11 protein-coding genes are annotated in these 13,435 nt (G+C 72.6%); 5 read left to right on the top strand and 6 right to left on the bottom strand.

The window, feature by feature from the left end; genetic code table 11:
* Window positions 1–24 precede the first annotated feature (24 nt).
* The 3 genes from KBZ08_RS03085 to KBZ08_RS03075 are packed head-to-tail and all read left to right on the top strand — an operon-like array spanning window position 25 to window position 3,000.
* A complete protein-coding gene (locus KBZ08_RS03085) occupies window positions 25–762 on the top strand; it encodes a methyltransferase domain-containing protein (protein ID WP_254971273.1) in 738 nt (245 codons plus the stop codon).
* On the top strand, window positions 759–1,883 hold the full coding sequence (locus KBZ08_RS03080) for an NAD(P)/FAD-dependent oxidoreductase (protein ID WP_254971271.1): 1,125 nt from the start codon (window positions 759–761) through the stop codon (window positions 1,881–1,883). The genes KBZ08_RS03085 and KBZ08_RS03080 overlap by 4 nt, the downstream gene beginning before the upstream one ends.
* 19 nt (window positions 1,884–1,902) lie before the next feature.
* Window positions 1,903–3,000: a type III polyketide synthase gene (locus KBZ08_RS03075; protein WP_254971269.1), complete on the top strand. Its 1,098-nt coding sequence runs from the start codon at window positions 1,903–1,905 to the stop codon at window positions 2,998–3,000.
* A gap of 37 nt (window positions 3,001–3,037) precedes the next feature.
* On the opposite strand, the gene glyS is transcribed toward KBZ08_RS03075, so the two are convergent.
* Window positions 3,038–5,203, bottom strand: a complete 2,166-nt coding sequence (glyS, locus tag KBZ08_RS03070; RefSeq protein WP_254971260.1) for a glycine--tRNA ligase subunit beta — start codon at window positions 5,201–5,203, stop codon at window positions 3,038–3,040.
* A gap of 113 nt (window positions 5,204–5,316) precedes the next feature.
* Here glyS and sir point away from each other — a divergent pair, with 113 nt between their 5' ends.
* Together sir and KBZ08_RS03060 are read left to right on the top strand one after the other, a co-directional pair.
* Entirely contained in the window at window positions 5,317–7,086 is a 1,770-nt protein-coding gene (sir, locus tag KBZ08_RS03065) for a sulfite reductase, ferredoxin dependent (RefSeq protein WP_254971252.1), read from the top strand.
* Window positions 7,086–7,541 carry a hypothetical protein gene (locus KBZ08_RS03060; RefSeq protein WP_254971251.1) on the top strand — a complete coding sequence of 152 codons (456 nt, stop codon included), beginning with the start codon at window positions 7,086–7,088 and terminating at the stop codon, window positions 7,539–7,541. The genes sir and KBZ08_RS03060 overlap by 1 nt, the downstream gene beginning before the upstream one ends.
* On the opposite strand, the gene KBZ08_RS03055 is transcribed toward KBZ08_RS03060, so the two are convergent.
* Genes KBZ08_RS03055 through rpsB form a run of 5 tightly spaced genes read right to left on the bottom strand, consistent with a single transcriptional unit; the run spans window position 7,490 to window position 13,346 of the window.
* Window positions 7,490–8,221 (bottom strand): M15 family metallopeptidase, encoded by a 732-nt coding sequence (locus KBZ08_RS03055; RefSeq protein WP_254971249.1) that lies wholly within the window; start codon window positions 8,219–8,221, stop codon window positions 7,490–7,492. The genes KBZ08_RS03060 and KBZ08_RS03055 overlap by 52 nt on opposite strands.
* Window positions 8,222–8,265: 44 nt before the next feature.
* Complete coding sequence (recG, locus tag KBZ08_RS03050; RefSeq protein ID WP_254971248.1) at window positions 8,266–10,761, bottom strand: ATP-dependent DNA helicase RecG; 2,496 nt, start codon at window positions 10,759–10,761, stop codon at window positions 8,266–8,268.
* A gap of 14 nt (window positions 10,762–10,775) precedes the next feature.
* The gene (locus KBZ08_RS03045; protein ID WP_254971241.1) at window positions 10,776–11,921 is read right to left on the bottom strand and encodes a hypothetical protein; all 1,146 of its coding nucleotides are present in this window, start codon (window positions 11,919–11,921) and stop codon (window positions 10,776–10,778) included.
* 10 nt (window positions 11,922–11,931) lie between these two features.
* The gene (tsf, locus tag KBZ08_RS03040; RefSeq protein WP_106219942.1) at window positions 11,932–12,591 is read right to left on the bottom strand and encodes a translation elongation factor Ts; all 660 of its coding nucleotides are present in this window, start codon (window positions 12,589–12,591) and stop codon (window positions 11,932–11,934) included.
* 38 nt (window positions 12,592–12,629) lie between these two features.
* On the bottom strand, window positions 12,630–13,346 hold the full coding sequence (gene rpsB / locus KBZ08_RS03035) for a 30S ribosomal protein S2 (RefSeq protein WP_015108141.1): 717 nt from the start codon (window positions 13,344–13,346) through the stop codon (window positions 12,630–12,632).
* Between the last annotated feature and the right edge of the window lie 89 nt (window positions 13,347–13,435).

The raw sequence follows: 13,435 nt of genomic DNA, 5'->3' as shown, positions 1-13,435 counted from the left end.
CCCCACCCGCAGCGACGATCACCGATGCATTGGCAGCCCCTGGGCGAGCGGAACCGACAGTCGGAGTGGATGGACCAGGACGGCATCGACGCCGCTGCCCACGGGCAGGCCCTCCAGGGTCTGCGACGGATCAATGCCATCAGCGGCGCCGTGGGGTGCCTGTTCAGGCCGGTCCAGGCCCTGGCCGTCGCCCTCGGCTCCGATCGGCCCCTGCGGATCCTGGATGTGGCCTGCGGAGGCGGCGACAACACCATCGCCCTGGCGGAACGCTGCCGCAGGAGCGGACTGGCCGTGCAGGTGGACGGCTGCGACCGCAGCGCGCAGGCGGTGGCCATCGCCAGCGGCCATGGCGCCGGCCCCCCGGAGGGCAGCAGCTTTTTCCAGGCTGATGTGCTGGTGGATCCCCTGCCGGCGGATTACGACGTCATGGTCTGCAGGCTGTTCCTGCACCATCTCGAGGACACCGACGCCGTCGAGCTGCTCCGCCGCCTGGGTCAGAGCAGCCGACACCTGGTGCTGGTGAACGACCTGATCCGCAGTCCCCTGGGCTACGGGCTGGCCTGGGTGGGCTGCCGGCTGCTGAGTCGCTCGCCGATCGTTCATTTCGATGGTCCCGTGTCGGTGCAGGGGGCCTTCCGGATGGACGAGGCCGTTGATCTGGCGGATCGGGCCGTCCTGCGGGGGGCCCGCCTGACGCGCCACTGGCCCGAGCGCTTCCTGCTCAGCTGGCGCCGTCCCGAGCGGGCGATGGAGACGCCATGACGGCTCCCCAGTGGGATGTGGTCGTGATCGGGGCCGGGCCCGCCGGGGCCCTGGCGGCCCACCAGCTCGCACGGCAACGGCTGCGGGTGCTGCTGGTGGAGAAGCGGGCCTTTCCCCGCTGGAAGGTCTGCGGCACCTGTCTCGACGGGGTGGCCCTCCGGGCCCTGGCCGGGGCCGGCCTGCCGGACCTGGTCGACCACCTGGGAGGCGTGCCCCTCACCCACCTGCACCTCGGACTGCAGCACCGTCAGCTGGAACTGGAGCTGCCCCTGGGCCGCTCCCTCTCCCGGGGCCGCCTTGACCTGGCCCTGGGCGAGGCGGCGGTGGCCGAGGGCGCGGTGTGGCGCACGGGCACCGCAGCCACGGTGGCCGGCCCCTGCCCCGGTGGCCGGGAGGTGCGGCTGCGCAGCGGCGGCGCCGCTGAAACCACCAGCGCCCGGGTGGTGCTGGTGGCCACCGGGCTGGGCAGCCCGGGAGTGACCCATGCCGTCGGGATCCGCCGCCGGGTCCAGCCACGCTCCAGGGTCGGGGCCGGTTGCCGTCTGGAGACCGGGGCAAGAAGCTACGGCCGGGGCACGATCCACATGGCGATCGGCCGCCATGGCTATGTGGGACTGGTGCGCACCGAAACCGGCGCGACCAATCTGGCGGCCGCCTTCGATCGGGACCATCTGATCCGGACCGGTGGAGCGGCCGCCGCCGCCGCGGGCGTGCTGGCGGAAGCGGGCTTCGAGCCCGTTCCCGAGGCCCATGCCGCCGCCTGGCTGGCCACCCCGGCCCTCACCGCCCAGTGCTGGCCCCCGGCGGCCGAGCGGCTGTTGCTGCTGGGGGACGCGGCCAGTTACGTCGAACCGTTCACGGGGGAGGGGATGGGCTGGGCCCTGCTGGGGGCCCTGGCGGCGGTGCCCTTGGTCGTGCAGAGACAGCACCACTGGAGCAGGGAGCTCGAGCGGCAATGGGTTCGCCGGTACCGACGGCTGATCGGATCGCGCCAGCGGCTCTGGGGGGCCTCGCCTTCGCCCTGCGCCGGCCTGGCCTCAGCCGCTGCGCCCTGGCGGCGGTGGAGCGCTGGCCGGCCCTGGCGGCGCCCTTCCTGCACCCCTTCGATGGCGCCGGGTTGAAGTCGCTGGTCCCCGAGCCATGTCCCTGACCATCCAGGGGCTGGGCACGGCCCTGCCTCGCGAACGGATCGCCCAGGCCGATGCCGCCGCCATCGCCGCCGAGGTGGCCCTGCCCCACCAGATGCCCTCCCCAGGCCAGCGCCGCCTGCTGGAGACCCTGCACCGCCGCTCGGGCGTCGCCAGCCGCCACAGCGTCCTGCTCCAGCCCCCTGGCAGCGACCCCAGACAGACCTTCTTCGGGGCCACCAGCCCCGGCACCGGGGAGCGGATGCGGCGCTACGCCACCGAAGCACCACCCCTGGCCCAGCGGGCCGTCCAGGCAGCCCTGGCGCAGGCCCGGCTGCCCGCCGAGCGGATCACCCATCTGATCACGGTCTCCTGCAGCGGCTTCCATGCCCCCGGCGTCGACCTGGCCCTGATGGCCGCCCTGCCGCTGGACGCCGGGGTGGCCCGCACCCACGTGGGGTTCATGGGCTGCCACGGGGCGCTCAACGGTCTGAGGGTCGCCGCCGGGTTCACCGGGGCCCAGCCGGAGGCCTGCGTGCTGCTGTGCGCCGTCGAGCTCTGCAGCCTCCATCTCCAGTACGGCTGGGATGGGGAGCGGATCGTGGCCAATGCCCTGTTCGCCGATGGCGCCGCCGCGCTGGTGGTCACAGGGGAGCCGCCGGCGCCGGGGGGACCGGCCACGGCACCGCTGGGGCGGCTGATCGCCAGCGGCTCTCTGCTGGTGCCCGCCAGCACGGAGGCCATGTCCTGGGAGATCGGGGACCACGGCTTCGCCATGGGCCTCTCCCCGCAGGTCCCTGGCCTGATCGGCGAGCATCTGCGGCCCTGGCTGGAGGGGTGGCTGGCCACCCACGGTCTGAGCCTCGACGCCATCGGCTGCTGGGCCGTGCACTCCGGTGGACCCCGGATCCTCTCGGCGGTCACGAAGGGCCTGGATCTCGATCCAGGTCTGATCGAACCCTCGCGGTCGGTCTTGCGGGACTACGGCAACATGTCGTCCCCGACGCTTCTGTTCATCCTCGAACGCCTGCGGCGCAGCGGTGCGTCCGGGCCCTGCCTGGCCATGGCCTTCGGACCCGGGCTGTGCATCGAGGTGGCCCTGCTGGCATGAACCGGGCCCCGGGCGCCCGGGGGAAACGCCGGACGGGTCAGCCCCCCAGACGGCTGAAGTCGGCCAGCTCCGAGGCCTGGTTGCGCAGCACCGCCAGCAGCCGCAGGCGGTTGCGGCGCACCTCGGGCTCGTCGCACAGCACCATGACGCTGTCGGGGCCATCGAAGAAGGCGGCCAGGGTGGTGCCGCTCTCCCCCAGCAGCCGGGCCAGCGGTTCGTAGCGGCCGGTGCCACTGGCGGCAGCATGGACCCCCAGCCGTTCCAGCACCGCCAGCACGGCCGACTCGCTCGGGGAAGCGAAGAGCGCCGGATCCACCACCCCCTGGGGGTTGACCTGATCCGCCGCCAGGTCGGCCTGCTCCGCCAGGCGGGAGGCCCGCTGCACCACCGCCTGCACCAGGGGCAGGCTGCCTTCGCTGCGCAGGCGCCGCAGCAGCTCCACCCGGGCCCGGGCATCGGCCGGGTCCCGCAGCAGCCGCTCCAGGGAGACGCCATCGCCGGCCACCGCCTGGACCAGATCGGCACCGAAGCCCTCCTCCTCCAGCAGGCTGGCCAGCCGCTGGCGCAGGAAGTCGAGCAGGTCGGCGGCCAGGGTCAGGGGCTGCACCTCCAGCTCGGGCAGCAACGGCTGCCAGTGGGCCGTGGCCTCGGCCATCAGGGCCACCAGGTCGAGCGACCAGTCCCGATCCCAGAGGATCTGCAGCACTCCGTTGCCCGCCCGGCGCAGGGCATAGGGATCGGAGGAGCCGCTGGGCCGCTCGCCCCTGGCGAAGATGCTCAGCAGCAGCTCCAGCCGTTCCGCCAGGGCCAGCACCGCCCCCGCCTCGGAACCCGGCAGGGCGTCACCGGCACCGCGGGGCTGGTAGTGCTCCAGCACCGCCAGGGCCACGGCGCGGGACTCGCCCTCCGCCAGCAGGTACTTGGCCCCCATCACCCCCTGCAGCTCCGGGAATTCCCCCACCATCTGGCTCACCAGATCGTGCTTGCACAGGGGGGCTGCCCGCCGGGCGGCCACGGCGGCGGTGTCAGCCAGCGGCAGGCGACGGCAGAGCCGATCCGCCAGCCAGGCCAGGCGCTGGCTGCGGTCGGCCAGGCTGCCGAGCCCTTCGGCGAACGTGACCCGATCGAGGGCCTCGACCCGCTCGGCGCTGCTCTGGCGGCGATCGGCCGCCAGGAAGAAGGCCGCGTCCGCCAGCCGCGCCCGCAGCACCCGCTCATTGCCGCGCCGGATCGTGTCAGCGGCGGCCGCCAGGCCGTTGGACAGACACAGGAAGCGGGGCATCAGGGCCTCGCCGGCCTCCAGGGCCAGGGGATCGGCCGCGGCGTTCGCCAGGCGCAGGGGCACGTAGCGCTGGTGGGAGCGCATCACGGTGCTGAGCACCTCCGGGGGGAGGGCCAGGTAGTCGGTGTCGATGGAGCCCTCGATCAGGCGGGGGGACTCCACCAGGTCGACCAGTTCATCGAACAGGGCCTCCGGCAGATCCAGCTCGGCTCCTGCCGCTGTCGCCCCCGCCTGCAGAGCGGTGCGGATCGCGGCACCCCTGGCCTCCCGGTCGACCTGGACATCGGCCGCCTCCAGGGCGGCGGCGTAGCCCGCGGCGGAGGGAATCGTCACGGTCCCGGGATGGAGGCGATGCCCGCGGCTGAGGCGGTCGCTGGCCAGGGGCGGATCGACGTCGCTGAGCGCCACCGGCACCACCGCCTCATCGAGCAGCGCCACCAGCCAGCGCAGGGGCCGGCTGAAGCGGCCATCACCGGCGCCCCAGCGCATGAAGCGCCGCCCCTGCAGGGAACGGATCCAGCCGGGGATGCAGCCGACCAGCACCTCGGCGGTGGGGCGGCCGGCCTCGGTGGTGCGGGCGAAGACGAAGGGGCCCTTGTCGGTGTCGCGGATCTCCAGCTGGTCGGGGCTGCAGCCGCAGCGCCGGGCGAAGCCCATGGCGGCCTGGGTGGGCTGGCCATCGCGGAACGCCTGCTGGGCCGGCGGACCCTTGCGGTCCTCGACCAGATCCTCCTGCTGGCGGGGCAGGCCGGTGACGGTCACGGCCAGGCGCCGGGGGGTGCCGCCGGTTCGGATGGCGTCGCAGGCAAGGCGGGCTTCCTGCAGGTCGCGGGCCACGATCGCCTGCAGCTGGGGCTGGGCCAGGCGCACGAAGTCGGCCGGCAGTTCCTCGGTTCCGATCTCCAGAAGAAAGGTGGCCATGCAGGGGAGCGGGCAGAACGCGACTGTATGCAAAGGAGGGAAACGGCCGGAAGCTCCGGCGGGGCGCCCCGTCCCGTTCGCTAGTTTCAGTTCAGATACCCGTCCCCATGCCGATGTCCTCGACGACGGTCGCCGACAGCACGTCGCTCCCATCGGCTCCCCCCGCCAAGCCCCCCACCAAGCAGGAGGCACTCAAGGCCGGCAGCGGCCACCTGCACGATCCCCTGGCGGGCGAACTGGGCAACGATCTGCCCAGCTTCACCGATCCTGCCGTTCAGATCCTCAAGTTCCACGGCAGTTACCAGCAGGACGACCGGGACAAACGTCGCAAGGGAGCTGACAAGGACTGGCAGATGATGCTGCGGCTGCGCAACCCCGGCGGGCGCATCCCCACCTCCCTTTACCTGGCGCTCGATGCCCTCGCCGACCGGCTGGGCAACGGCACCCTGCGGATCACGACGCGCCAGGCCTTCCAGATGCACGGGGTCCAGAAGACCGATCTCAAGGAGGTGATCGGCGGCATCGTGCGGGCCCTGGGCTCCACCCTCTCGGCCTGCGGGGACATCAACCGCAACGTGATGGCCCCGGCCGCTCCGTTCGAGCGCGATGGCTACCCGGAGGCCCGCCTGCTGGCCGATCAGATCGCCGACCTGCTGGCTCCCCAGGCCGCCGAGGGCTCCTATCTCGACCTCTGGGTGGACGGGGACCTCAGCTACCGGATCAAGCCCAAAGGGCCCGTGAAGAAGGCGCGCAGGCTCCAGGAGAGCGGTGCCGTGTTCAGCGGTGACGCGGCCGAACCGCTCTACGGCTCCACCTACCTGCCGCGCAAGTTCAAGGTGGCCGTCACGGTCCCCGGGGACAATTCGGTGGACCTGCTGACCCAGGACATCGGCCTGGTGCTGTTCAGCGACCCCTCCGGCCGGCCCCTGGGCTGCAACGTCTACGTGGGCGGCGGCATGGGGCGGACCCACAACAAGGACGAGACCTTCGCCCGCACCGCCGATCCCCTCGGCTATGTGGCCGCCGGCCATGTGCTGGAGCTGGTGCAGGCGATCGTCGCCCTGCAGCGGGACCACGGCGACAGGGAGCAGCGCCGCCACGCCCGGATGAAGTATCTGATCCACGACCGGGGGGTGGACTGGTTCCGCACCGAGCTGGGCCGCTACTTTCCCCATCCGATCAAGGGGATGCGGCGGGAGCCCCCCGCCGTGCTCACCGACTACCTGGGCTGGCACCGCCAGTCGCCGGGCCTCTGGTTCGTGGGCCTGCCGGTGCTGTGCGGCCGCCTGCAGGGGGAGCTCAAGAGCGGCCTGCGCCGTCTCATCGAGACCTACCAGCTGGAGGTGCGCCTCACCCCCAACCAGGACCTGCTGCTCTGCAACATCGGCAGCGCCCAGCGGGGGTCGGTGCGGGAGGGTCTGGCGGCCCTCGGCCTCACCGCTCCCGAGGCGTCGGCGCCCCTGGCCCGCCATGCCCTCGCCTGCCCCGCCCTGCCCCTGTGCGGCCTGGCCATCACTGAAGCCGAGCGGATCCTCCCCGGGGTGCTCGATCGCCTCGAGGCCCTGCTGGAGCGGCTGGAGATCAGCAAACCCCTGCTGGTGCGCATGACGGGCTGCCCCAACGGCTGCGCCCGCCCCTACATGGCCGAGATCGGTCTGGTGGGCAGCTCCGTCGACACCTACCAGCTGTGGCTCGGCGGCAGCCACGGCCTGACCCGGCTGGCCAGTCCCTATCTGGAGAAAATGCCCCTGGAGAAGCTGGAGGCCACCCTGGAGCCGCTGCTGGTGGCCTGGCGCGACGAGGGGGGGACCCGCAGCCGCTTCGGCGACTTCGTCGAGCGGATCGGCGCTGAACGGGTCGGCCAGCTGCTGGCCGCCGCCTGATGGGCCGCCCCTGCGCCGGCCCCATCCAGACTCTGCTGGGCTCCCTGCTCGGCACGGTGCTGGCGGGTCTGCTGCTGGGACCGGGGCAGGCCAGTGAGGCGGCGGAACGCCCGCGTGCGCCCCAGGCCCCGGTTCAGTACTTCCAGTCCGATCCCCTGGCCTGCCAGCCGGACGCCATCAGGGCCGCCTACAAGGCCCATCTGCAGCCCTTCGCCGACCAGAGCCCGGCGGTGCTGGCCAAGCTGCGCCGCGTCCAGGACGACATGACCCTGGCCAGCCTCAAGCGCTGCGTCCAGAAGGGACTGCTGACCCGCCCCCAGGCCAGCGTGCTGTTCCGGGAACTGGGCCTGACCCTGCCGGGCACCGTGATCCCGGTGACCAACGCCCCGGCACCCGGCACCGCTCAGCCGGCACCTTCCGCGGCACCGGCCACGCTTCCCGCGACGGCCCCGTAGAGCGCCTGCGGTTCGCCGCGGCGCCAGGCCCAGAGCTGGTCGCCGTGGCTGAAATGCCACCACTCGTTGGGGTGCTGGGCGAAGCCTGATTCCTCCATCACCGCCGCCAGCAGCCGGCGCCGCTGCTGCCAATCGGCGGCCTCGCTGCCGGGGGCGGCCTCCGCGTAATGCTCGGGCTCGGAGATGGCTCCGATCGCATCGATCTCGCCGCCCATGGCCAGCGGGCGTCCGCTGGCCTCGGCCAGGGTGAGATCCACCGCGGCCCCGGTGCTGTGGGGGGGAGGGGTGGCCGGATCGGCACTGGGTGGGGCCCAGAAGCGATCCACCTCCGCCGCCACGGCCTGCTGGGGGAGGCCGAAGGCCTCCGGGTCGAGGCCCCGCTCGCGGCAGGCCGCACGGAAGGCGTGGCGCACCATGAACGCCTGCACGGCGAGGGGTCGCCAGGCGTCGAAGATGGCCAGCCGCCACTGGGGCCGGTGCTGCCGCAGCCGCTCCTGGGCCCGCTCCAGACGCTCGATCACCCCCCGGCGCAGCCGGAACGGGCTGGCCGCGGGGCCATAGGGCGCCCCCAGGGCCTGGTAGGGGTGGGGCTCCAGGCGCCACAGGCCCGGCGGCAGGTCCTCCAGGGGCTCGCCGGCATCGGCGATGGGGATCGGGCTCCAGGGGCGCAGGGGCGGCATGGGGGCGGCGGGCGCGGGTCGGACCGGTGGGCCGGTGGTCTGGATCAATTCAACTGGGCCGCCTCCACCGAGCGGCGCCGCTGGGCCTCGAGGGCCCCGCGCAGGTGCGGGTGGCGGGCCAGGTCCGGGTCCTCCGCCAGGATCCGCCGTGCCGCCAGCCGCGCCTCCTCCAGCACCGCTCCGTCGTCGCTGAGGCTGGCCAGGGCCAGGTCCGGCAGGCCCGACTGGCGGGTGCCGAGCACCTGGCCGGGGCCCCGCAGCCGCAGGTCCATCTCAGCGATCTCGAAGCCGTCGCTGCTGCGGGCCAGCAGCTCCAGTCGCTGGCGGGCCATGGCGTTGTCGCCCTCGTGCAGCAGCAGGCAATGGGAGGCGGCGGCCCCCCGGCCCACCCGGCCCCGCAGCTGGTGCAGCTGGGCCAGGCCGAAACGCTCGGCGTGCTCGATCACCATCACGCTCGCCTCCGGTACGTCCACCCCCACCTCCACCACCGTGGTGGACACCAGCACCTGGGAGCGCCCCTCCTGGAAGGCGCTGATGGCCCGCTGCTTCTCCTCCCCGGTCATCCGCCCGTGCAGCAGGCCCACCGTGAGCTCGGGGAACACCTCCTCATCGAGGTGGCGGTGCACCTCCACGGCGGAGCGCAGGTCGAGCTTCTCCGATTCCTCCACCAGGGGCAGCACCACGTAGGCCCGCTGCCCCTGGGCCACCTCCTGGCGCACCAGTTCCCAGGCCCCCGCGCGCTCCGATCCCCGCAGCAGGCGGGTGCGGATCGGGGTGCGGCCCGGTGGCAGCTCATCGATCTGGCTGAGGTCGAGGTCGCCGTGGATCGAGAGGGCCAGGGTGCGGGGGATGGGGGTGGCGGTCATCGTCAGCAGGTGGGGCTGGAGCCCCTTGGCCAGCAGCCGATTGCGCTGCCGCACCCCGAAGCGGTGCTGCTCATCCACCACCACCAGGCCGAGTCGGTCGAACTGCACCGGATCCTCGAGCAGGGCGTGGGTGCCCACCAGCAGCTTCACCTGGCCGTTGACCAGGTCCTGCAGCACCTGGCGGCGGCGGCGGGCGGGGGTGGAGCCGGTGAGCAGCTCGATGCTGACGTCGAGCTGGGGCAGCCAGCCGGCCAGCTTGTGGAAGTGCTGGGCCGCCAGCACCTCGGTGGGTGCCATCAGGGCCCCCTGACAGCCGGCGGCAATGGCCCCCAGCAGGGCCGCCAGGGCCACCACCGTCTTGCCGCTGCCCACGTCCCCCTGGACCAGCCGGGCCATGGGCTGGGGGCGCTCCATGTCGGCGCGGATCTCCGCCAGCACGCGGCTCTGGGCGCCGGTCAGGGGGAAGGGCAGCAGGTCGAGGAAGCGGCTGACCAGGTCCTCGCCGCCGCTGGGCAGCAGCAGCGGCGGGGCCGGAGCGCGGCGCAGGCGCTCCCGCCGCTGCCCCAGGGCCAGCTGCAGCAGCAGGAACTCATCAAACACCAGGCGCCGGCGGCAGCGCTGCAGCTCCTCCCGGTCGGCGGGCCGATGGAGCCCCAGCAGCGCCTCACCGCGGCGCGCCAGGCCCAGCTCCAGGCGCAGGGGCTCCGGCAGGGGATCGGGCCAGCGGCTCGCCGCCGGCAGCACCGCGGCGATGGCCCGGGCCAGGGTCTCGCCGCTGAGCCCCTCGGTGAGGGCGTAGACGGGCACGAACCGGCCGATCCGCTCCGATCGCACCGGCGCTCCGGGGGCCTCCATCACCTCCAGCAGCGGGTCGGCGAAGCAGGGGCCGTAGGGGCTGTCCTTGACCAGGCCGCTGACGGCCACCGTGGCCCCCACCGGGTAGAGCCGCTGCTGGGCCTTGAGCCAGCCCGGGCTGCTGAAGCGGCGGCCGGCGAAGAAGCGCGTCACCCGCAGCCGGCCCGTCACGTCCTGCACCTGCAGCTCCAGGATCGCCAGGTTGGGGTTGCGGGGGCTGCCGAAGGCATGGCAGCGGCGCACCGTCGCCACGATGGTGGCGGTCCGCCCCGGCTCCAGGGCCGCGATCCGCACCAGGTGGGCGTAATCGAGGTAGTCGCGGGGGTAGTGGTGCACCAGGTCGCGCACCACCAGCAGGCCGAGGGCGGCGAGACGGGTGGCGGTCTTCACTCCGATGCCGGGCACCTCCGCCAGGGGCGTCTGGGGATCAAGCCCCCGGGGGCCACCGCCGTCCGGCACCGCCGCCGGTCCGGCGGGAGCCAGCCGCAGGCGTGGGGGACCGACGGGCCGCACCTCCTGCCGCCGGCGACGCAGCTCGTGCAGCGCCTGCCGCAGGCGCCGCACCAGGGTCTGGCGACCCGCCAGCGCCAGATCGCCGTAGCCGGCGGCGTCCCGGGCGAGGGCGGCCAGCTGCTGGCGCTCGGCGGGCTCGAGCCCCTCGGGCGGCACCGCCAGGGTGGTGGCGAGGAAGCCGCTGAACCGGTCGCGACGGCCCTGGAGATCGCCGAAGCCGGCTTCGGCCTCCAGGCGGCAGGCCAGTTGCAGGGGCATGCACCAGCTCTCCAGGACCTCCGACGACGGCAGCGCCGGTCCCTCCACGGAGGGGGGGCCGTTCAGTCGTTCGGAATCGATGGGGGGCGGATGTCCTGCAGCCAAAGCTGTTCGGCCTGATGGATCCGTAACCGCCGTTGCAGGCGACGGAACTGCTGGGCCATTCTGCGAACCTCCTGACGATGCTGCTGCAGCCGGCGCCGGCAGGTGCGCAGGCGGGGCTCCTCCAGCTCCAGATCGGTGGGCCGCAGCAGCACCGCCAGGGTCTGGGCCTGGGGGGCACGGGCGCCAGGGAAGGGCAGGGGCAGCCGCATCAGGTTGGCGGGGGCGGCCATGGTCTCGAGCTGGCCGGCCAGCACCGCATCCAGCAGGCTCACCGGCAGCAGGCTGCGGCTGACGCCGCCGCGCAGCAGCTCGACATTGACGGCGTGGGAGAGGTTGCGCAGGCGCCGGCCCAGGGCCAGCTCCATGCCGTCCATCCAGCGCAGCACCCGCTCGGGATCGTCAGGCAGTCGTCCCGCCTGCCACAGGGTGTCCGCCGGTTCCGGCCCGGACCCTCCCGGGGTCCCGTCCGGGGCGTCATCTTCGGAATCCGCCTCGGAGTCCTCATCGGGATCCTCCTCGGAGTCCTCGTCAGGGTCCTCGGGCTGGGCGCCGTCCCGATGCTGCGGAGGCCCGTCGTCCGGATCGCCCCGCCGCCCTTCGTCTCGGTCCGGCGGGGGGGCCTCGCCACGGCCCAGGGCTCCCCAGAGGAAGGATCCGCCGGCCAGGGGCGGGGCGAAGGCGATCTGCACCGAACCGGGCGGCAGGGGCTCCGGCTCCCCGGCCCCGCCGTCCCCCTCCCAGGTGAGTTCCTCCAGCAGCTGCTCCCGCTCATGACGGTCGCGCCGCTGGCGTTCCCGGGAGATCTGGGCCGCCAGGATCACCAGCTGCTCCACCGTGAGCAGGCTGCAGCACCGTCCCACCAGCTCCTGGATCTGGCCATGCAGCAGGCGCCGGCGCTCAACCGGAAGCTCGCTGTAGCGCAGCGGGTGGACCTGGGTGGCGAGATGGAAGCAGGCCTGGCGGACCTGCTGGGGCAGCACCTGGCGCAGCACCTGCAGGTACAGGGCCACGTGGCGGTAGAGCTCCGGGTTCGACTGACTCAGCCGCCGGGACAGGGCCTGGAGCTGACCCGGCAGATCGATCGAATCGGACGGGTCGCTCAACGGCTCCGGCTCAGGCCGCCTTGCCCATCGCCGCCACTTCGGCGGCGAAATCCGACTGCTCCACCTCGATGCCCTCGCCGAGGGTGTACCGGGTGAAGCGGCGCACGCGGATGTTCTCGCCGGTCTTGCCGGCGGCCGACTTGACCATCTCACCCACGGTCACGGTGTTGTCGCGGATGAAGGGCTGGTCCATCAGGGCCAGTTCCTTGAGGCGCTTGCCGATGCGCCCCGCCACGATCTTCACCTTCATCTCCTCCTTCTTGCCGGCGAGATCGTCGCGACCCATCTCGATGGACTTCTCGCGCTCTGCCACTTCGGGGGGGATGTCGTCGGTGCTGACGTATTCCACGTTGGGGCAGGCGGCGATCTGCATCGCCACGTTGCGCACCAGCTCCTGGAAGAGTTCACCGCGGGCCACGAAATCGGTCTCGCAGTTCACCTCCACCAGAACGCCGACGCGGGCACCGGTGTGGATGTAGCTGCCGACGGCCCCTTCGGCCGCCGTGCGGCCGGCCTTCTTCTCGGCGGTGGCAATGCCCTTCTGGCGCAGCCATTCGGCGGCCTTGGTGGCATCCCCGCCGGATTCGGTGAGGGCCTTCTTGCAGTCCATCATGCCGGCGCCGGTCTTGTCGCGCAGGTCCTTGACGAGCTTCGCTGTGATCTCAGCCATGGGGTGGGAGTGGGGGAGGTCGGGAGGGAGAGAACGGCTCAGGCGTCGTCGTCGCCGCCGCGCTGATCCTGCGCTCCATGGCGGCCTTCATTGATGGCATCCGCCAGCCGACCCAGCACCAGCTGGACGGAACGCACGGCGTCGTCGTTGCAGGGGATGGGAACGTCGCAGAGATCGGGGTCGCAGTTGGTGTCGAGCATCGACACCAAGGGGATGTCGAGCTTGCGGCACTCGAGCACGGCGTTGGTCTCGCGGCGCTGGTCCACCAGCACCACCACATCGGGCAGCCGGCGCATGTTCTTCAGACCGCCGAGGTACTTCTGCAGGCGGTCGAGTTCACGACGCAGCACGGCAGCTTCCTTCTTGGGCCGCATGGCGATGGCGCCGGAGGACTCCATCCGCTCCAGGTCCTTGAGGCGGTCGATACGGGCCCGCATCGTGCTCCAGTTGGTGAGCATGCCGCCCAGCCAGCGCTGATTCACATAGGAGGCGCCGCAGCGGGCCGCTTCCTGGGCGATGACCTCGGAGGCCTGCTTCTTGGTGCCGACGAACAGGAAGCGCTTGCCGCTGCGGGCGGCACTGCGGGTCCATTTGTAGGCGTTGTTCATGCAGACGGCGGTCTGCACGAGATCGATGATGTGGACTCCGTTGCGCGCGCAATAGATGTAGCGCGACATCTTGGGATTCCAGCGACGGGTCTGGTGTCCGAAGTGGGCACCAGCCTCCATCATCTCGGAGAGAGTGACGACAGCCATGGGGTTGGGGGGGTTTCGGGTTGGCCTCCACCTGCCAGGGATGCCGCGCCACAGGAAGGGGAGCGGATCACCCGAAACGTGCAGGTGTG

This window comes from Cyanobium sp. Candia 9D4, assembly GCF_024346155.1.
GTDB lineage: Bacteria > Cyanobacteriota > Cyanobacteriia > PCC-6307 > Cyanobiaceae > Cyanobium > Cyanobium minutissimum.
This window is presented reverse-complemented; position numbering and strand designations above follow the sequence as displayed.